This is a genomic window from Agrobacterium sp. 6Ca8 (assembly GCF_055382765.1).
This window is the reverse complement of record NZ_AP026434.1, coordinates 423,396-440,192: the sequence shown is the minus strand read 5'-3', so window position 1 is coordinate 440,192 and position 16,797 is coordinate 423,396. Positions and strand designations below refer to the sequence as shown.

Here is a 16,797-nt window from a genome sequence, read left to right as displayed (position 1 = left end):
ATGTTCTCAAAAATACTGATCGCCAACCGCGGCGAAATCGCCTGCCGGATCATCCGCACCGCCCGCAAGATGGGCATCCGCACCGTCGCGGTCTATTCGGATGCCGACCGCGACGCCATGCATGTGGCGCTGGCCGACGAGGCCATTGCGATCGGTCCTGCACCTGCCCGCTCGTCGTATCTCGATGCTGAAAAGATCATCGCCGCCGCACAGGCAAGCGGCGCGCAAGCCATTCATCCCGGTTACGGTTTTCTCTCGGAGAATGCCGGTTTCGCCGAAGCCTGCGCCTCTGCCGGCCTCATCTTCATCGGCCCGACACCCGATGCTATTCGCGCCATGGGCGGAAAAAGCGAGGCGAAGGCGCTTATGGCGCAGGCGGGCGTTCCCGTGGTGCCCGGCTATCACGGCGAGGATCAGGCCGACGAAAAGCTTGCCGGCGAGGCAGAAGCCATCGGCTATCCGGTTTTACTCAAGGCTTCAGCTGGCGGCGGTGGCAAGGGCATGCGCATTGTCCGTGAAAAGCGTGAATTTGCGGCAGAGCTCGCCGGCGCAAAACGCGAAGCGCTCGCCGCCTTCGGCAATGACCGTATGCTGATCGAGAAATATCTGGAACGGCCGCGACATGTGGAGGTGCAGGTCTTTGCCGATGGCCATGGCAATTGTCTTTCGCTTTTCGAGCGCGATTGCTCGATCCAGCGCCGGCACCAGAAAGTCATAGAGGAGGCCCCTGCCCCCGGCCTGCCCGATACGCTCAGGCAACGCATGTACAACGCGGCGGTCGCCGCCGCCCGCGCCATCGACTATCGCGGGGCTGGAACGGTGGAGTTCCTGCTCGACCCGTCCGGCGCGTTCTATTTCATGGAAATGAACACCAGGCTTCAGGTCGAGCATCCGGTCACGGAATATATTACCGGGCTCGATCTGGTCGAATGGCAGATCCGTGTTGCGAATGGAGAGGCGCTGCCGGACGACTGGGGCAATCTGCGCATCAACGGCCATGCCATCGAGGCACGGATTTACGCCGAAGACCCGGCGCATGATTTTCTGCCGTCAATCGGCACGGTCAGCCACCTCGCCTTTCCGGAAGAAGGACCTCACCTTAGGATAGATAGCGGCATACGCACCGGCGACGCCATCAGCGTGCACTATGATCCGATGATCGCTAAGCTGATCGTCTGGGACTACGACCGTCCGTCTGCCGTGCGGCGTCTGCGTCTCACACTCGAAAAACTGGCGATTTGCGGCGTCACCAGCAATGCCGCCTTTCTGACACGGCTTGCGGGGCTGGATGCTTTCGCCGCCGCCGAACTCGATACCGGCTTCATAGCCCGCAACGAAGCGGCGCTTTTTGCCCCCGGAGCCACGAGCGAGAACGAAATAGCTTTGTCCACGCTCGGCCTGCTTCTCTCACGCCGGAACGGGGCCAAGCCGCAGGCCGATCCTTATAGCCCTTGGAACAATACGAACTCTTTCCGCCTCAATGCGCCAGCGAGGGAAACCCTGCGTTTCGTCCTGGATCAACAGCCGGTCGATGTCGCCGTTACACATGAGCCAGATGGTTTTTCACTGGAGATCGGCACGCGGGCTATCCGCGCTCATGGCAGCATCTCACAAGACGGCACACTGCGGGCGACCGTCGATGGCAGGCAAAGGAAGTGCCGTTTCTTTGCCAGCGATAACGGCCACGCGCTTTTTCTGGATGGCGAGCACTATCGCATCAGCCAGCCCGACCCGGTCGATGTAGCGGATACCTCCACCCATACCGGCGGTCTGGAAGCCCCGATGCCCGGCGTCATCCGCGCCATTCTAAGCAAGCAGGGCGCAGCGGTTGAGGCCGGTGACGCGCTTGTGGTTATGGAGGCGATGAAAATGGAGCACACTATCCGTGCGCCAGCAAAAGGCACCGTCACCGCCATTAACTGCGCCGAAGGTAATATGGTCGAAGCCGGCGCCATGCTGGTGGATTTCGAACCGGAGGGCGCATGAGATGGCCTTACCCAAAACCGTCAAGATCGTCGAGGTCGGCGCACGTGATGGCCTGCAAAACGAAACTGCAGAGGTTCCCACCGCCATCAAGATCAGGTTGATCGAGCGGCTGGCTGCGGCCGGATTGGCGGCGGTGGAGGCAGGAGCCTTCGTTTCGCCAAAAAAAGTTCCGCAAATGGCAGGGTCGAAGGAGGTGCTTCTAGGCCTCAAACGACATCCCAATACCGCCTATCCGGCGCTCGTTCCCAATATCAAGGGTTTCGAGGCCGCCGTTGAAGCCGGTGTGACGGAGATAGCCGTTTTCGTGTCCGCATCCGAAGGCTTCAGCCAGCACAATATCGCCTGTTCGCGCGCCGAAAGCCTCGAGCGCCTGCGCGATGTTTCGGAGGCAGCGGCCAGCCGTAACATCCGCATGCGCGGCTATGTCTCCTGCATCGCGGGTTGCCCCTATGACGGCGCGGTCGCACCCGAAGATGTGGCGGCGATGGCCGAAGCGCTTGTCGCCATGGGATGCTACGAAATCTCGCTCGGCGATACGATTGGTGTCGGCACGGCCGGGCAAATCCGCAAGCTCATCCAACATGTATCGACCCGCATCCCGCGCGAAAAACTCGCCATGCATTTCCACGACACCTACGGGCAGGGCGTCGCCAATGTGCTGGCTTCGCTTGAGGAAGGTATTTGTGTGTTCGACAGTTCCGTGGCCGGGCTCGGCGGTTGCCCCTTTGCGCCGGGCGCAAGCGGCAATGTCGCCACCGAAGACGTTGTTTATCTGCTGCACGGGCTTGGCATCAAAACCGGCATCGACCTGATGACGGTGGCGAGAACGGGAGACTGGATAAGTCGCCATCTAGGCAGGGCAAATGCGTCACGCGCCGGTAAGGCACTTCTTGCCGTAAAGATGGAGGATAATGCACATGGTGGGTGAGCTGTTGAGCGAGAAGCGCAAGGACGTTCTGTGGCTGACGCTTAACCGGCCGGACGTCCACAACGCCATGAACGCCGCGATGACGGACGCCTTGACGCATGCGATCCGGACGGCCTCCAGCGACGGCGACCTGCGTGCGGTTGTGATAACGGCAGCGGGCGACCGCAGCTTCTGCTCAGGGGCCGATCTGAAGGAAAGCGCTGGTGGCATGTTCCTCTCGCGAGACGGAACGAACCCCATCGCCAATGTGATGCGCGCTATCGAGACCTGCAACAAAATCGTCATCGCCCGCGTCAATGGCCGGGTGCTGGCGGGTGGGCTAGGCCTTATCGCGGCCTGCGATCTCGCTTATGCCGCCGATCATACGGAGTTCGGCTTGCCGGAAGTTCGCGTCGGGCTTTTCCCGGCCATGGTGGCGGCGAAACTTCTGGCCAAAATACCGCTGAGCCGCCTCCACGAGATGGCCTATCTGGGGCAACCGGTCACCGCCGCAGAGGCCGAAGGCATCGGCCTCATCAACCGCACGGCGCCACGTGCCGAACTCGATGGCGTGATCGAGGGGGTACTCGCCCGCTTGCGGCAGAACGCGCCAGGCGCAGTCGCCGCCGGAAAGGCAGCGCTGCTGACGATGCGCGACTTGCCGGCCAGTGAACGGCTCGCCTTTGCCGAAAGCGTCATAGCGAAGATCAGCAGCAGCGAGGAGGCGCGCGAAGGCAGAGACGCCTTCGCTGGAAAACGCCCGCCGATTTGGGCTGGCGGGTCCTGAACCACCGCTCAAGGTCTTAATCGATATAATGCCCACAGCCGCGTTGACCCCGTTCGGCAAATCGAGTTCTATCCACCACCTTTCGCCGGAGGGCGATCGGGGAGCTGGAGGAGAACCTATGCGCCTTGTAAAAACCGTCGCCGAGTTGCGCGGTCTGACCGCCACGTTTCGTCGCGATGGCAAGACCGTCGGCTTCGTGCCAACCATGGGTTTTTTGCATATCGGCCATCTGACGCTGGTTGCCAGGGCGAAAGCGGAGAACGACGTGACGGTGGTCTCGATCTTCGTCAATCCGCTGCAATTTGGAGCCAATGAGGATCTTGCCCGTTACCCCCGCGATCTCGCCCGCGATAGCGCGCTGCTGGAAGAGGCAGGTGTCGACATTCTTTTCGCACCCGAGGTTACGGAGATGTATCCGCGCCCGATGCAGACCGTGGTGGATGTGCCGGAACTGGGAAGCCAGTTGGAAGGTGCGGTACGGCCGGGGCATTTTGCCGGGGTTACGACTGTTGTCACCAAGCTTTTTAATCTCGTGCAGCCGGGTGCCGCCTATTTCGGTGAAAAGGACTACCAGCAGGTAACGCTGATCCGGCGCATGGTGGACGATCTCGCCCAGCCAGTCCGCGTCGTTCCCGTCGCCACCGTACGTGAGGCGGATGGGCTCGCCTGCTCCTCGCGCAATGTCTACCTGAGCCTTGAAGAGCGTGCCGCCGCCGTAATTGTGCCGCGCGCGCTTGATGAGGCCGAGCGGCTGTACGATGAGGGCTGCGACGACCCGGCCACTTTAGAAGCGGCGATAGAAAAATTCATCGCCAAGGAGAAGCTGGCGTTGCCCGAAGTCGTGGCGGTGCGCGATCCCGACACGCTGGCCCCCGTGGCTTCGCTGCAGGCGGAGCCTGTGCTGGTGGCACTGTTCGTGCGGGTCGGCAACACCCGCCTTCTCGACAACCGCGTCATCGGACGTGATAAAACCGGCAAACAGGAGGCTGCACGATGAGCACGCACGCGAAACAGAAGCGGCTGACGACAGCCTCCATCACGCAAATGAAAGGCGGTGCGCGCATCGTCTGCCTCACCGCCTATACGACGCCGATTGCCCGCCTGCTCGATCCGCATTGCGACCTGCTGCTGGTTGGCGATTCAGTCGGCATGGTGCTTTATGGCATGGACACGACGGTCGGCGTCACCCTGGATATGATGATCGCCCATGGCCGCGCCGTCATGCGTGGTGTGGAACACGCCTGCGTCATCGTCGATCTCCCCTTCGGGACCTATCAGGAATCAAAGGAACAGGCGTTCCGCAACGCCGTGCGGCTGATGCAGGAAACCGGCTGTGATGGCGTGAAGCTGGAAGGTGGTGAGGAAATGGCCGAAACCATCGCCTTTCTCGTGGCGCGCGGCATTCCGGTGTTCGGCCATGTCGGGCTGATGCCGCAGCTGGTCCACACCGCCGGAGGTTTCCGCTCTCTTGGGCATTCAGATGCGGAAACGCAGAAAATCTGGCGCGATGCGATTGCGGTCGATCAGGCCGGTGCTTTCGCCATTGTCGTGGAAGGTACCGTCGAGCCGCTTGCGCGCGAATTGACCGAAAAACTCTCCGTCCCGACTGTCGGCATCGGCGCATCACCGGCCTGCGATGGGCAGGTGCTGGTTTCCGACGACATGCTCGGTCTCTTCACCGATTTCAAACCGAAATTCGTCAAACGTTTCGCCGATCTGGGTGCGACCGTTTCACATGCAGCGGCAGGTTATGCCGAAGAGGTGCGCTCCGGTGCGTTTCCGGGGCCGGAGCATACGTTTCAGGTCCGCAGGCAATCGCCTTCGGCGGAGTGAGGGAACGGCGCAGAGGAGGTGGTGAGGTGGTGACGGACACCTTCACCTTCGTCACGCTCGGGCTCGTACCGAGCATCTGCTACCTATCTATTTTGTGAAATGTCGGCAGATCCTCGGCACAAGGCCGAGGGTGACGTCGCGTTTGCGGCAAGGTTTGTAAGCAGGCTCGGCTTCTCCGCCTAGCCCCTCAAACCCTAGACAATCCCGCCGCTGCCACCGACCGAAGCCGGGCGTTCCGCCGCAACCCGTTTGCGATAACCACTCGCCCGGTAGGTGGCAACAGGATCGATCGCGCCGCCCGCCAACTGCCTTACTTTAGCGAGAACCGGCTCGACATCGGTGCGATAGGCCCGTTTCAGCGTATCGGAGGCCATCAACGCATCGTTGTCTTGCTGGTAGCCATCCAAAGCCGCGCGATCCACCAGCAGCGCCTGCGCATAGGCGCGGCGGATTTCGTTGGCACTGGAAATCAGGCTTTCGATTGGGTCGGTCACATTGTGCGACTGGTCGATCATATGGGCGGGATGGAAGCCCTTCACGCCACGATGTTCGGCATCTACCAGCTCGTTGAAGACGAGGAACAGGCGGTAAGGCTCGATGGAGCCGGCATCCAGATCGTCATCGCCATATTTCGAATCGTTGAAGTGGAAACCACCGAGCTTGCCGAACTGGATGAGCCGGGAGACGATCATCTCGATATTGGTGTTCGGCGCATGGTGACCGAGATCAACGAGGCAGAACGCCTTTTCACCGAGCGTATTGGCGATGAGGTAGTTGGTGCCCCAATCCTGCACGACGGTGGAATAGAAAGCCGGCTCGAACATCTTGTGTTCGGAAAAGATGCGCCAGTCATCCGGCAGCGCCTTGTAGATATCGGCCATGGCCGCGAGATAGCGCTCGAAACTTCTGGTGAAATTGCTCTGGCCGGGGAAGTTGGAACCATCGCCAACCCAAACCGTCAGCGCCTTGGAACCAATGGCTTTACCGATCTCGATACATTCGATGTTGTGCTCCACGGCTTGGCCCCGCGTTGCGGCATCGGTGTGGCTGAGCGAACCGTATTTGTAGGAATGGCTCTGATCCGGTGCATCCGAGAAGGTATTGGAATTCATGGCGTCGAAGCCGAGACCCAGCGTGTCGGCATGGTCCTTCAAACGCTTCGGGTCCTGCTTGTCCCACGGAATATGCAGGGAGACATTCGGGGTCGCCCGTGTCAGCTGGTTGATGACGGCGCAATCATCCAGCTTGTCAAAAATGCCGCGGGGCTCACCTTCGCCCGGAAAGCGGGCGAAACGGGTGCCGCCGGTGCCGACGCCCCAGGATGGAACAGCGACGAAGAATTCCGCGACCTTGGCGGTGACAGCATCAATATCGATGTTGCGGCGCGCAAGCTGGTTGCCCAGCGCATCGTAGTCGTCCTTCAGCGCGGCGGCGCGCTTGTCGTTTTCGGCCGCGATCACATCAGCGGCGATTTTGGTGTCGGTCATCTCTTCCTCCCCGGAATCGGTCCAGTGCATGCTCGATCATCGCCCCCTCCGTCATTCCGGCATTCAGCCGGGATGACGGAGGTGAGACGTGCCGAAATTCCTACCGCGTAAAGCTCTGCGCATTGCCGGCATCGACATTGATGATATTGCCGGTTGATTTGGCCGACGCGTCGGACGCCAGGAAGTAGATCGCTTCGGCGATGTCTTCCGGGAACACATTGAGCTTCAGCATCGAGCGCTTGCGGTAATGTTCCTCCAGATCGGTCACCTCGATCTTGGACGAGGCCGCGCGCTGCTCGCGCCACTCGCCGTTCCAGATCTTCGAACCGCGCAGAACGGCATCGGGATTGACGGTGTTGACGCGAATGCCGGCTTCCGCCCCTTCCAGAGCAAGGCAACGGGCAAGATGGATTTCCGCCGCCTTGGCCGTGCAATAGGCAGAAGCATTGGGCGAAGAGGCAAGACCGTTTTTAGAGGCGACGAACACCACGTTGCCGCCGAGATTTTGACGCCTGAGTAGCCGGAATGCTTCCCGAGACACGAGGAAATAACCCGTCGCGAGAATATCGATATTCTTGTTCCACATGGCAAGCGTCGTGTCTTCCACCGGTGCAGACGAGGCGATGCCGGCATTGGAGACGAGAATATCCACGCCGCCAAATTCCACGCTCGCTTCCGCAAAGGCGGAAATGACCGCGTCTTCCTGCGTCACATCCAGCTTGACGCTGCGCACCGCATCAGCACTGTAGCGCTTCGCGAAATCGCCCTTGGCCGCTTCCAGCGCCGCCTCGTCAATATCGGCGAGAACAACGCAGGCGCCCTCCGCTGCCAGCCTTTCCGCCGTCGCCCGGCCGATGCCGCCAGCGCCACCGGTGACAAAGGCCACGCGTCCGGCAAGGCTTTTCGGCTTCGGCATGCGCTGCAGCTTTGCCTCTTCCAGCAGCCAATATTCGATATCGAAGGCTTCCTGTTCGGGTAGGCCCTGATATTCGGACACGGTGGAAGCGCCGCGCATGACGTTGATGGCGTTGACGTAAAATTCACCGGCGATACGGGCGGTCGCCTTGTCCTTGGCGAAGGACAGCATGCCGACACCGGGGATCAGGAAAATCACCGGGTTCGGGTCGCGCATATCAGGCGAATTATCATGGCGGCACGCCTCATAATATCTGACGTAGTCGGCGCGGTAGGCCTCTAGCGCCTTGTCGAGAGCGGCTGTCAGCGCATCCACATCGGGATTTGCCGTATCGAGATCGAGGATCAGCGGGCGGATTTTCGTGCGCAGGAAATGATCCGGGCAGGAGGTGCCGAGATTTCCGAGCGGCTTCAGATCCTTCGAATTGACGAATTCCAGAACCGCGTCCTGATCATCGAAATGGCCGAGCTTGCGCTCCTTGCGGCCGATCCGACCACGGATTTCCGGCATCAACCGCGCAGCAATCGCGCGGCGTTCGGGAAGTGGCAGGCTCCTGGCAACGGCACCGCCGAAAATCGTACTGCCTTCGGTCTTGGCCGCAAACCATTCGATCGCCTTGTTGATGATGGCGAGCGTCAGTTCGTAACATGTCTTGGCGTCGTTATCCCAGGTGAACAGACCGTGGCTTTCCAGCACAACGCCCTTGGCCTCGGGGTTGGCTTTTACAAAAGCCTCGAGATCGAGACCCAGTTGGAAACCGGGACGGCGCCAGGGAAGCCAGCCGATGTCATCGCCAAAGATCTGCTGCGTCAGTTCTTTCGAATTTTTGGAGGCGGCAATCGCGATGATCGCATCCGGATGCATATGATCGACATGATCAAAAGGCACGAAGCCGTGCAGCGGCGTATCGATGGAGGCGGCGCGTGGGTTGAGGTTGAAAGTGCAATGCGGCAGGAAGCCGACCATGCGGTCCTCATCCTCGACACCCTTGTAAATGCCCTTTAGCGCTTCCAGCTTGTCGAGATAAAGCGTCGCAAAGCCATCGAGCTTGATGGTACCGACATCGCCGCCTGACCCTTTAACCCACATGACGCGGACTTTCTCGCCCGTCAGCGGATCGGTTTCGAGCACCTTCGCGGATGTGTTTCCGCCGCCGTAATTGGTGATGCGCTTGTCGGCGCCAAGCAGATTGGAGCGATAAAGCAGCTTGCCAGGCTCATCGAGCGTTTTGGCATAGGCATCGTCCCAACGGCTTTCGAGAAGGCGGGATTTTCCCGTCATGTCTTCCTCCCAAGTCAAGTCTGCATTCGCGGGTGCCGAGATCGGTCCGCCTCCGTTGACGGCAGATATCGCGCATACAAAAGCGTAATGTCAATCAAAAACGATCATAAATTTTCATGTTGCACCGCGATATTGATTAATTTGATCGTTCTTGATTGACAACGTAAAGAGATTGCGAATAATCACAATCAGGAGGACCACATGCACGAACGCGAACGCCATCGCATCATCTTGAGCGCCACACAGGAAAAAGCTGTCGTGACGGTGCAGGATATTGCCGAACTGACGGATGCGTCGGAAGCAACGATCCGCCGGGATATCGCGTCCCTGCATGTTCAGGGAAAGTTGAGGCGCGTGCGTGGCGGTGCCGAAGCGGTGCATCCACCGCAGTTGGGTAATCTGGCCGCGCGACCGTTCCGCGTGTCCGAATCGGTCAACATCGACAAGAAACGCGCAATTGCGCGCAAGGCGGTTGATCTCTGTAATGATGGTGATGCGATCATCCTGAATGGTGGCACGACCACATTCCAGATGGTGCACTACATGGCGGCGCGACGGCTGCAGGTGATGACCAATTCCTTCGCGATTGCGGAGCATCTGGTCAAAAATTCCAAATGCAATGTCAGCGTGCCTGGTGGCGCGATCTATCGCGATCAAAGCCTCATCCTGTCGCCCTTCGAAAACGATGCCATCCGCAATTTTTACGCAAGGCGAATTTTTCTCGGCGCGCAGGGCATCGGCGCACTCGGCATCATGGAATCGGACGCGCTGGTGATCCAGAGCGAGCAGAAGCTGATGCGGCAGGCGGAAGAGCTGATCGTGATGGTCGATTCCTCGAAATTCAAAAAACGATCCAGCCTGATTTTATGCCCACTCGAAAACGTCTCGACCATCATCACCGATGACGGGATTTCGGATGAGGCGGCGCGGATGGTTGAAAATGCCGGCGTCGAATTGCTGATCGCCGGCGCAGCGGGGGATGGCAAGATAGCCAACCCGCCTGTTGAGGAGGATTCCTCTTCGGTCGCTTGAGGAAGCACCGAAGAGAGGAACAGGTTCAAAAACGGGAGGAAAAGGAACATGAAACTTACACGCAGAACATTGACGAGCGTCCTGGCACTTAGCGCGGCGCTCTCCGTCGCGGGTCTTGGCGGCGTTGCCCAGGCAGCCGATGTGAAGATCGCGCTGGTGGTCAAATCACTTGGCAACGGCTTTTTCGAAGCCGCCAACAAGGGCGCGCAGGAGGCTGCAAAAGACCTCGGTGGCGTCGAGATCATCTATACGGGCCCGACCAGCACCACTGCGGAAGGCCAGATCGAGGTCATCAATTCGCTGATCGCGCAGGGCGTGGATGCCATCGCTATTTCCGCCAATGACCCGGACGCCGTAGTTCCGGCGCTGAAAAAGGCGGCGCAGCGCGGCATCAAGGTCATCTCCTGGGATTCCGGCGTGGCACCTGAAGGCCGCATTCTGCAGCTCAACCCCTCGTCCAACGCGCTGATCGGCAAGATGTGCCTGCAGCTTGCCGCATCGCACCTGGAAGGCGGCAAGGGCGATTTCGCCATCCTTTCTGCCACCACCACCTCCACGAACCAGAATATCTGGATCGATGAGATGAAGAAGCAGTTGAAGGACTTCCCCGGCCTCAACCTCGTTACCACCGTGTATGGTGACGACCTTGCCGACAAGAGCTACCGCGAAGCACAGGGCCTGCTTTCCTCCCATCCTGATGTAAAGGTCATCGTCGCACCGACGACGGTTGGCGTTCTTGCGGCCTCTCAGGCCGTGAAGGATGCGGGCAAGATCGGCAAGGTCTTTGTGACGGGCCTTGGCCTGCCCTCGGAGATGGCTGGCGCCATCAAATCAGGCGCAACCAAGGAATTCGCCATCTGGAACCCGATCGACCTCGGTTATTCCGCCACCCAGATTGCCTACCGCCTTGTGAAGGGTGAAGCAGACGGCAAGCCGGGCTCGGAAATCGAAGCCGGTCGCATGGGCAAGATCAAGGTCGGCGAAAATAGCGAAGCGGCCATGGCCGATCCCTTCATTTATGACGCCAAGAACATCGATCAGTTCTCGAAGATTTTCTGATCTGAATAATTTCCGGCAGTGCGGAGGCTAACCCCCTCTGTCCTGCCGGGCATCTCCCCCTCAAGGCGGGAGATCGATATGCCGCACCCGCTCGTTCCATAGGCAGGGTGTATCCGCTTGCCGATCTCCCCCCTCTTGGGGGGAGATGCCCGGCAGGGCAGAGGGGGGTGCCTCTCGCCGCTACACTCAAAACCAACCGGTAAGACGGAATGATGCGTGCTGAAACCAAAATCTTAGACGTTACCGAGACTTCCAGCGCGACGCCCATTCTGGAAATGCGCGGCATCAGCCAGATATTCCCCGGCGTGAAGGCGCTGGATGGCGTCGATATCGCGCTTTATCCCGGCAAGGTCACGGCGCTGATCGGCGAGAACGGTGCTGGAAAATCCACGCTCGTCAAAATTCTCACCGGAATCTACCGCCCGAATGAAGGGGAAATCCTTCTCGATGGCCGGCCTGTCACCTTTCACGGCGCACAGGATGCCATCGATGCCGGCGTGACCGCCATTCATCAGGAAACCGTGCTGTTCGACGAGCTTTCCGTGGGCGAAAACATCTTCCTCGGTCATGCGCCCAAAGGCCGTTTCGGCCTCATTGACTGGAAGACCATCAATGCGCGTGCCGGGGTCCTGCTTGAACAGCTCGAAAGCACCATCGATCCGTCCATTCGGCTGAAGGACCTTTCCATCGCGCAGCGCCACCTCGTGGCAATCGCCAGAGCGCTTTCCGTCGAGGCACGTATCGTCATCATGGACGAACCGACAGCCGCCCTTTCCCGCAAGGAAATCGATGATCTGTTCCGCATCGTTGAAAACCTGAAGCGGCAGGGCAAGGCCATCCTGTTCATCAGCCACAAGTTCGATGAAGTATATGAAATCGCTGAAAATTACGCCGTATTCCGGGACGGAAAGATGGTCGGCGCGGGTAATCTCGCCGACACCCCGCAGGATGAGATCGTACGCCTGATGGTTGGCCGCGACGTCACGAACGCCTTTCCGAAACAGGCGGTCACACTCGGCCCGACGGTTCTTTCGGTGCAAGATTATTCACACCAGACCGAATTTCGCGATATTTCTCTCGATCTGCGCAAAGGCGAAATTCTTGGCCTTTATGGGCTGATCGGCGCCGGGCGGTCGGAACTGTGCCAGTCGCTTTTCGGCATCACCCGCCCAGCCTCAGGACAGGTTACCCTCAACGGCGAACCGCTCGTTATCCGTTCGCCGGAGGATGCGATCCGCGCCGGTATCGTTTATGTGCCGGAAGAGCGTGGACGGCATGGGCTGGCGCTGGACATGCCGATCTACCAGAACATGTCGCTGCCCTCTCTTGCCCGCACCTCTCGCAAGGGCTTTCTCGCCGCCGCAAACGAATTTGTTCTGGCGCGCAAATATGCCTCACGCCTCGACCTGCGCGCCGCCGCCCTGTCCGTGCCCGTCGGCACGCTTTCCGGCGGCAACCAGCAGAAGGTGGTGATCGGCAAATGGCTCGCCACGCAGCCGAAAGTCATTATTCTCGATGAACCCACCAAGGGCATCGATATCGGCTCCAAGGCCGCCGTGCACGGCTTCATCAGCGAGCTGGCGGCCGAAGGTCTCTCCATCATCATGATTTCATCTGAACTTCCCGAAATTCTCGGCATGTCCGACCGCGCCATCGTTATGCGCGAAGGCCTGATGGCAGGTCTGTTCGAACGCGCCGATTTTTCTCCGGAAAAGCTGGTGCGCGCCGCCACCGGCAACGCCTGAGAGGGGCAAAACCATGCAACGTTTTCTCAAAAATCGCGAATGGCTGCTGGCGGGCATCATCGTCATCATGATCGCAGGCTTTGCGCTGCGCGCGCCCGGTTTCGGCAAGCCGGCCAATCTCGTCAATATCTTCAACGATACCTCCATCCTCATCATCCTGGCGCTTGGCCAGATGGCGGTCATTCTCACCAAATCCATCGATCTTTCGGTTGCCGCCAACCTCGCCTTCACCGGCATGGCAGTGGCGATGACCAATGCCGCCTTCCCGGGAATTCCACTGCCGCTTCTCATCGCCATGGCGGTCGGCATCGGCGCGTTTCTGGGATCGATCAACGGCATTCTCGTCTGGTGGCTCGGCATTCCGCCCATCGTCGTCACGCTCGGCACGCTCACCATCTATCGCGGCATGACCTTCGTGCTGTCGGGCGGCGGCTGGGTGAATGCGCATCAGCTTTCGCCGACCTTCCTCAACGTGCCGCGCACCATGATCCTCGGTATGCCGGTTTTATCCTGGGTCGCCATCCTCATCATCGCCGGCGCCTGGCTGGTGCTCAGCCGGACCTCTTTCGGCCGCTCCGCCTACGCTTCCGGCGGTAATCCGGGCGCTGCGGTCTATGCCGGCATCGATGTCGGCCGCACGCGCTTTCTGGCTTTCGTTCTGTCGGGTGCACTGGCAGGACTTGCAAGCTATCTCTGGGTATCGCGTTATGCCGTCGCCTATGTGGATATCGCCGCAGGTTTCGAACTCGATAGCGTGGCGGCAAATGTGATTGGCGGCATCTCCATTGCCGGCGGCATTGGCTCGGTGGCAGGCGCTGTGCTCGGCGCACTGTTTCTCGGCGTCATCAAGAACGCCCTGCCCGTCATCGGCATTTCTCCCTTCGCGCAAATGGCGATTTCCGGCGTGGTTATCGTGCTCGCCGTCGTCTTCAACGCCCGCGCCGAAGCTCGAAAAGGGCGCATCATCCTGCGCGACCGGGCGGCAAGCGATCAGGCCAAGGAGGCCGCAGCATGAGTACGAATTCTCAACCGGCGCAGAAGCCGCGCATCATTCCAGACAAGCTCGGCACGCCGTTGCGCCGTCTCCTGGCAAGCTGGGAAGTGCTGCTGCTCGGCGTCGCGATCCTCATCTTCATCGCCAATTCGTTTGCCTCACCCTATTTCCTCAATGCCTGGAACCTGTCCGACGCGACGTTCAACTTCACCGAAAAGGCGATCATCGCCTTTGCGATGGCGCTTCTGATCATCGCTGGCGAGATTGATCTATCAGTGGCCGCCATCATCGCTCTCGCCTCCACCGCAATGGGTGCGGCGGTGCAGATGGGTGTCGGCACACCGGGGCTCGTCGCCATCGGCATCGGAACCGGGCTACTCTGCGGGGCGTTCAACGGCTTTCTCGTCGCTGGCCTCAAACTGCCATCCATCGTCGTCACCATCGGCACGATGAGCCTGTTTCGCGGTATTTCCTATATGGTGCTGGGTGACCAGGCCTATGGCAAATATCCGGCGGATTTCGCCTATTTCGGTCAGGGTTACGTATACTCGGTCATCTCCTTCGAATTCGTGCTGTTCCTCGCCATGGCCGTCATCTTCGCCATTCTGCTGCACGCCACCAATTTCGGCCGGCAGGTCTACGTGATCGGCAACAATCCGTTTGCCGCCCGTTTTTCCGGTATTCCCGTCGAGCGGGTGAAATTCATCCTCTTCCTTTTGACCGGCCTGATGAGCGGCATCGCCGCCGTCTGCCTCACCTCGCGGCTCGGTTCCACCCGCCCCTCGATTGCTCAAGGCTGGGAGCTTGAAGTCGTGACCATGGTGGTGCTCGGCGGCGTGTCCATTCTCGGCGGCTCCGGCACCATTGCAGGTGTCGTCATCGCTGCCTTCGTCATGGGCCTCGTCACCTTCGGCCTCGGTCTTCTGAACGTGCCTGGCATCGTCATGTCGATCTTCGTCGGCCTGCTTTTGATCATCACCATCGCCATACCCATCGTTGTGCGCCGCCTTCGCGCCATCAGAGGCTAAGCCATGCCGGAATTAGAAAAACACGCTTTCAAGATGAAACTCTTCGCCGGCAAGCAAGCCGAATATAGACGGCGCCATGACGAGATATGGCCGGAACTGGTTGCTCTACTGCACGAAGCGGGTGTGAGCGACTATTCAATCCACCTCGACCCGGAAACCGACATCCTGTTCGGCGTGCTGACCCGCCCGAAGAACCACGGCATGGCAGCATTGCCCGAGCATCCCGTGATGAAGAAATGGTGGGCGCATATGGCTGACATCATGGAAAGCAACCCCGATAATTCGCCTGTCGCGACTGACCTTGTGACGGTGTTCCACCTGCCATGAATGACATGACAAAGCCACGCCGCGTCGCGGTCATCGATATAGGCAAGACCAATGCCAAGGTCGTTGTCATCGACACCCGAAGCGGCGAAGAGATAACCGGTGACAGACGTTCCAACCCTGTCCTTCGTGACGGCATCTATCCGCATTACGATGTGGAGATGCTCTGGAGCTTCATTCTCGCCTCTCTGCGGCGGTTCGCGGAAGAGCCGGGTTTCGACGCGATTTCCATCACTACCCATGGCGCGTCTGCCGCACTTCTTGACGAAAACGGCGATCTTGCCATGCCTGTGCTGGATTACGAGCACAGCTACCCCGCAAGCGTTGCGGAAGCCTATCTCCGCATCAGGCCAGATTTTGCTGAAACCGGCTCGCCCTCGCTTCCAGCCGGATTGAACCTTGGCGCACAAATCCATTTCCAGAAAACCGCCTTTCCGCAGGAATTCGCTGGGGTGCGCAGCATCGTCACCTACGCGCAATATTGGGCAGGGCGGCTGACCGGCGTTCAGGCCACCGAGACGACCTCGCTCGGTTGCCATACGGATTTGTGGAATCCGCGGCTGAAGGCGTTTTCATCGCTGGTCGAGCGCTTGGGCATTGCGCAATTGATGGCGCCGGTGCGCTCCGCCTTCGATGTACTCGGGCCAGTCCGCGAATCGGTGGCGCTGGAAACCGGGCTTTCGGCGGATATATCGGTCTATTGCGGCATCCATGATTCCAACGCCTCGCTGCTGCCGCATCTGCTGCGGCGGCAGGGTGATTTTTCGGTCGTCTCCACCGGCACCTGGGTGGTGAATTTCGCCATCGGCGGTACGGCGGAGACGCTGGATCCCGCCCGTGATACGCTTTTGAATGTCGATGCCCTCGGGCGTCCCGTTCCCTCCTCCCGCTTCATGGGCGGCAGGGAATATGAAATGCTGACGCACCAATTCGGGCCTGCTCCGGACGAAGAAACCGAAGCCGCTCTCGGCGGCGTGCTCACCAGAGGCATGATGCTGTTGCCCAGCGTCGTCAGCGGTTCCGGCCCCTTCCCCGGCAAAACAGCGCGCTGGATTGCCGACGACAATGCCACTGTTGCTGAACGGCACGCGGCAGCGGCGCTTTATCTCGCCCTGATGACGGAGTTCAGCCTATCGCTCATCGGGCAGAAAGGCCCGATACTGGTCGAAGGGCCATTCGCCAGCAATGCGCTTTATCTCAAGGCGCTGGCAGGTTTTGCCGAAACTGAGGTCATCGCCGTCAGCGGTTCCACAGGCACCAGTGCCGGGGCAGCACTCCTCACCGGTATCAAACCACTTGCCGGTCGCGAGCGCCATTTCGCTCCCGATGCCATTGCAGGGCTTCCCGCCTATCGCAGCGAATGGCAGGCCCGTCTGGCTTGACGCAGGACGACAAAATGCGGCCGGGTATCCAGCCGC

14 protein-coding genes are annotated in these 16,797 nt (G+C 59.9%); 12 read left to right on the top strand and 2 right to left on the bottom strand.

From position 1 onward, the window contains the following. The 5 genes from ACZ5A6_RS16270 to panB all read left to right on the top strand — a co-directional run bounded on the left by ACZ5A6_RS16270 (nucleotide 1) and on the right by panB (nucleotide 5,513). Entirely contained in the window at nucleotides 1-1,986 is a 1,986-nt protein-coding gene (locus tag ACZ5A6_RS16270; RefSeq protein ID WP_464111160.1) for an acetyl/propionyl/methylcrotonyl-CoA carboxylase subunit alpha, read from the top strand. A 1-nt stretch (nucleotide 1,987) separates the two neighbouring features. Continuing rightward, nucleotides 1,988-2,914: a hydroxymethylglutaryl-CoA lyase gene (locus ACZ5A6_RS16265; protein WP_019564790.1), complete on the top strand. Its 927-nt coding sequence runs from the start codon at nucleotides 1,988-1,990 to the stop codon at nucleotides 2,912-2,914. Continuing rightward, entirely contained in the window at nucleotides 2,904-3,680 is a 777-nt protein-coding gene (locus tag ACZ5A6_RS16260; RefSeq protein WP_019564791.1) for an enoyl-CoA hydratase-related protein, read from the top strand. The genes ACZ5A6_RS16265 and ACZ5A6_RS16260 overlap by 11 nt, the downstream gene beginning before the upstream one ends. Nucleotides 3,681-3,798: 118 nt before the next feature. Then, on the top strand, nucleotides 3,799-4,677 hold the full coding sequence (gene panC, locus ACZ5A6_RS16255; RefSeq protein ID WP_464111159.1) for a pantoate--beta-alanine ligase: 879 nt from the start codon (nucleotides 3,799-3,801) through the stop codon (nucleotides 4,675-4,677). Next, a complete protein-coding gene (gene panB, locus ACZ5A6_RS16250; protein ID WP_464111158.1) occupies nucleotides 4,674-5,513 on the top strand; it encodes a 3-methyl-2-oxobutanoate hydroxymethyltransferase in 840 nt (279 codons plus the stop codon). Before panC ends, panB begins: the two co-directional genes overlap by 4 nt. A 194-nt stretch (nucleotides 5,514-5,707) precedes the next feature. Here the strand turns inward: panB and rhaI are convergent, their stop codons facing one another. Next, the gene (gene rhaI, locus ACZ5A6_RS16245) at nucleotides 5,708-7,000 is read right to left on the bottom strand and encodes an L-rhamnose catabolism isomerase (RefSeq protein ID WP_464111157.1); all 1,293 of its coding nucleotides are present in this window, start codon (nucleotides 6,998-7,000) and stop codon (nucleotides 5,708-5,710) included. Nucleotides 7,001-7,100: 100 nt separating this feature from the next. Beyond that, a complete protein-coding gene (locus ACZ5A6_RS16240) occupies nucleotides 7,101-9,197 on the bottom strand; it encodes a bifunctional rhamnulose-1-phosphate aldolase/short-chain dehydrogenase (protein ID WP_464111156.1) in 2,097 nt (698 codons plus the stop codon). Between the two features lie 201 nt (nucleotides 9,198-9,398). On the opposite strand from ACZ5A6_RS16240, the gene ACZ5A6_RS16235 reads away from it, so the two are divergent. The 7 genes from ACZ5A6_RS16235 (at nucleotide 9,399) to ACZ5A6_RS16205 (ending at nucleotide 16,761) form a co-directional block, all read left to right on the top strand. Beyond that, nucleotides 9,399-10,229 (top strand): DeoR/GlpR family DNA-binding transcription regulator, encoded by an 831-nt coding sequence (locus tag ACZ5A6_RS16235; RefSeq protein ID WP_464111155.1) that lies wholly within the window; start codon nucleotides 9,399-9,401, stop codon nucleotides 10,227-10,229. 48 nt (nucleotides 10,230-10,277) lie between these two features. Beyond that, nucleotides 10,278-11,288 carry a rhamnose ABC transporter substrate-binding protein gene (gene rhaS, locus ACZ5A6_RS16230; RefSeq protein ID WP_003511200.1) on the top strand — a complete coding sequence of 337 codons (1,011 nt, stop codon included), beginning with the start codon at nucleotides 10,278-10,280 and terminating at the stop codon, nucleotides 11,286-11,288. 209 nt (nucleotides 11,289-11,497) lie between these two features. Continuing rightward, nucleotides 11,498-13,033, top strand: coding sequence for a sugar ABC transporter ATP-binding protein (locus ACZ5A6_RS16225; protein ID WP_162760761.1), 1,536 nt, complete (start codon nucleotides 11,498-11,500; stop codon nucleotides 13,031-13,033). Nucleotides 13,034-13,046: 13 nt separating this feature from the next. Beyond that, a complete protein-coding gene (locus tag ACZ5A6_RS16220) occupies nucleotides 13,047-14,048 on the top strand; it encodes an ABC transporter permease (RefSeq protein ID WP_464111154.1) in 1,002 nt (333 codons plus the stop codon). Then, the gene (locus ACZ5A6_RS16215; protein ID WP_003511205.1) at nucleotides 14,045-15,055 is read left to right on the top strand and encodes an ABC transporter permease; all 1,011 of its coding nucleotides are present in this window, start codon (nucleotides 14,045-14,047) and stop codon (nucleotides 15,053-15,055) included. Before ACZ5A6_RS16220 ends, ACZ5A6_RS16215 begins: the two co-directional genes overlap by 4 nt. 3 nt (nucleotides 15,056-15,058) lie before the next feature. After that, on the top strand, nucleotides 15,059-15,382 hold the full coding sequence (rhaM, locus tag ACZ5A6_RS16210; protein ID WP_003511206.1) for an L-rhamnose mutarotase: 324 nt from the start codon (nucleotides 15,059-15,061) through the stop codon (nucleotides 15,380-15,382). Then, entirely contained in the window at nucleotides 15,379-16,761 is a 1,383-nt protein-coding gene (locus ACZ5A6_RS16205) for an FGGY-family carbohydrate kinase (RefSeq protein ID WP_113472752.1), read from the top strand. The genes rhaM and ACZ5A6_RS16205 overlap by 4 nt, the downstream gene beginning before the upstream one ends. Nucleotides 16,762-16,797 lie beyond the last annotated feature (36 nt).

What these genes read in the sequence shown, in the direction of transcription:
- ACZ5A6_RS16270 (WP_464111160.1), top strand. Translation starts at nt 1, where the DNA reads ATGTTCTCAAAAATACTGATCGCCAACCGCGGCGAAATCGCCTGCCGG.
- ACZ5A6_RS16265 (WP_019564790.1), top strand. Translation starts at nt 1,988, where the DNA reads ATGGCCTTACCCAAAACCGTCAAGATCGTCGAGGTCGGCGCACGTGAT.
- ACZ5A6_RS16260 (WP_019564791.1), top strand. Translation starts at nt 2,904, where the DNA reads ATGGTGGGTGAGCTGTTGAGCGAGAAGCGCAAGGACGTTCTGTGGCTG.
- panC (WP_464111159.1), top strand. Translation starts at nt 3,799, where the DNA reads ATGCGCCTTGTAAAAACCGTCGCCGAGTTGCGCGGTCTGACCGCCACG.
- panB (WP_464111158.1), top strand. Translation starts at nt 4,674, where the DNA reads ATGAGCACGCACGCGAAACAGAAGCGGCTGACGACAGCCTCCATCACG.
- rhaI (WP_464111157.1), bottom strand. Translation starts at nt 7,000, where the DNA reads ATGACCGACACCAAAATCGCCGCTGATGTGATCGCGGCCGAAAACGAC.
- ACZ5A6_RS16240 (WP_464111156.1), bottom strand. Translation starts at nt 9,197, where the DNA reads ATGACGGGAAAATCCCGCCTTCTCGAAAGCCGTTGGGACGATGCCTAT.
- ACZ5A6_RS16235 (WP_464111155.1), top strand. Translation starts at nt 9,399, where the DNA reads ATGCACGAACGCGAACGCCATCGCATCATCTTGAGCGCCACACAGGAA.
- rhaS (WP_003511200.1), top strand. Translation starts at nt 10,278, where the DNA reads ATGAAACTTACACGCAGAACATTGACGAGCGTCCTGGCACTTAGCGCG.
- ACZ5A6_RS16225 (WP_162760761.1), top strand. Translation starts at nt 11,498, where the DNA reads ATGATGCGTGCTGAAACCAAAATCTTAGACGTTACCGAGACTTCCAGC.
- ACZ5A6_RS16220 (WP_464111154.1), top strand. Translation starts at nt 13,047, where the DNA reads ATGCAACGTTTTCTCAAAAATCGCGAATGGCTGCTGGCGGGCATCATC.
- ACZ5A6_RS16215 (WP_003511205.1), top strand. Translation starts at nt 14,045, where the DNA reads ATGAGTACGAATTCTCAACCGGCGCAGAAGCCGCGCATCATTCCAGAC.
- rhaM (WP_003511206.1), top strand. Translation starts at nt 15,059, where the DNA reads ATGCCGGAATTAGAAAAACACGCTTTCAAGATGAAACTCTTCGCCGGC.
- ACZ5A6_RS16205 (WP_113472752.1), top strand. Translation starts at nt 15,379, where the DNA reads ATGAATGACATGACAAAGCCACGCCGCGTCGCGGTCATCGATATAGGC.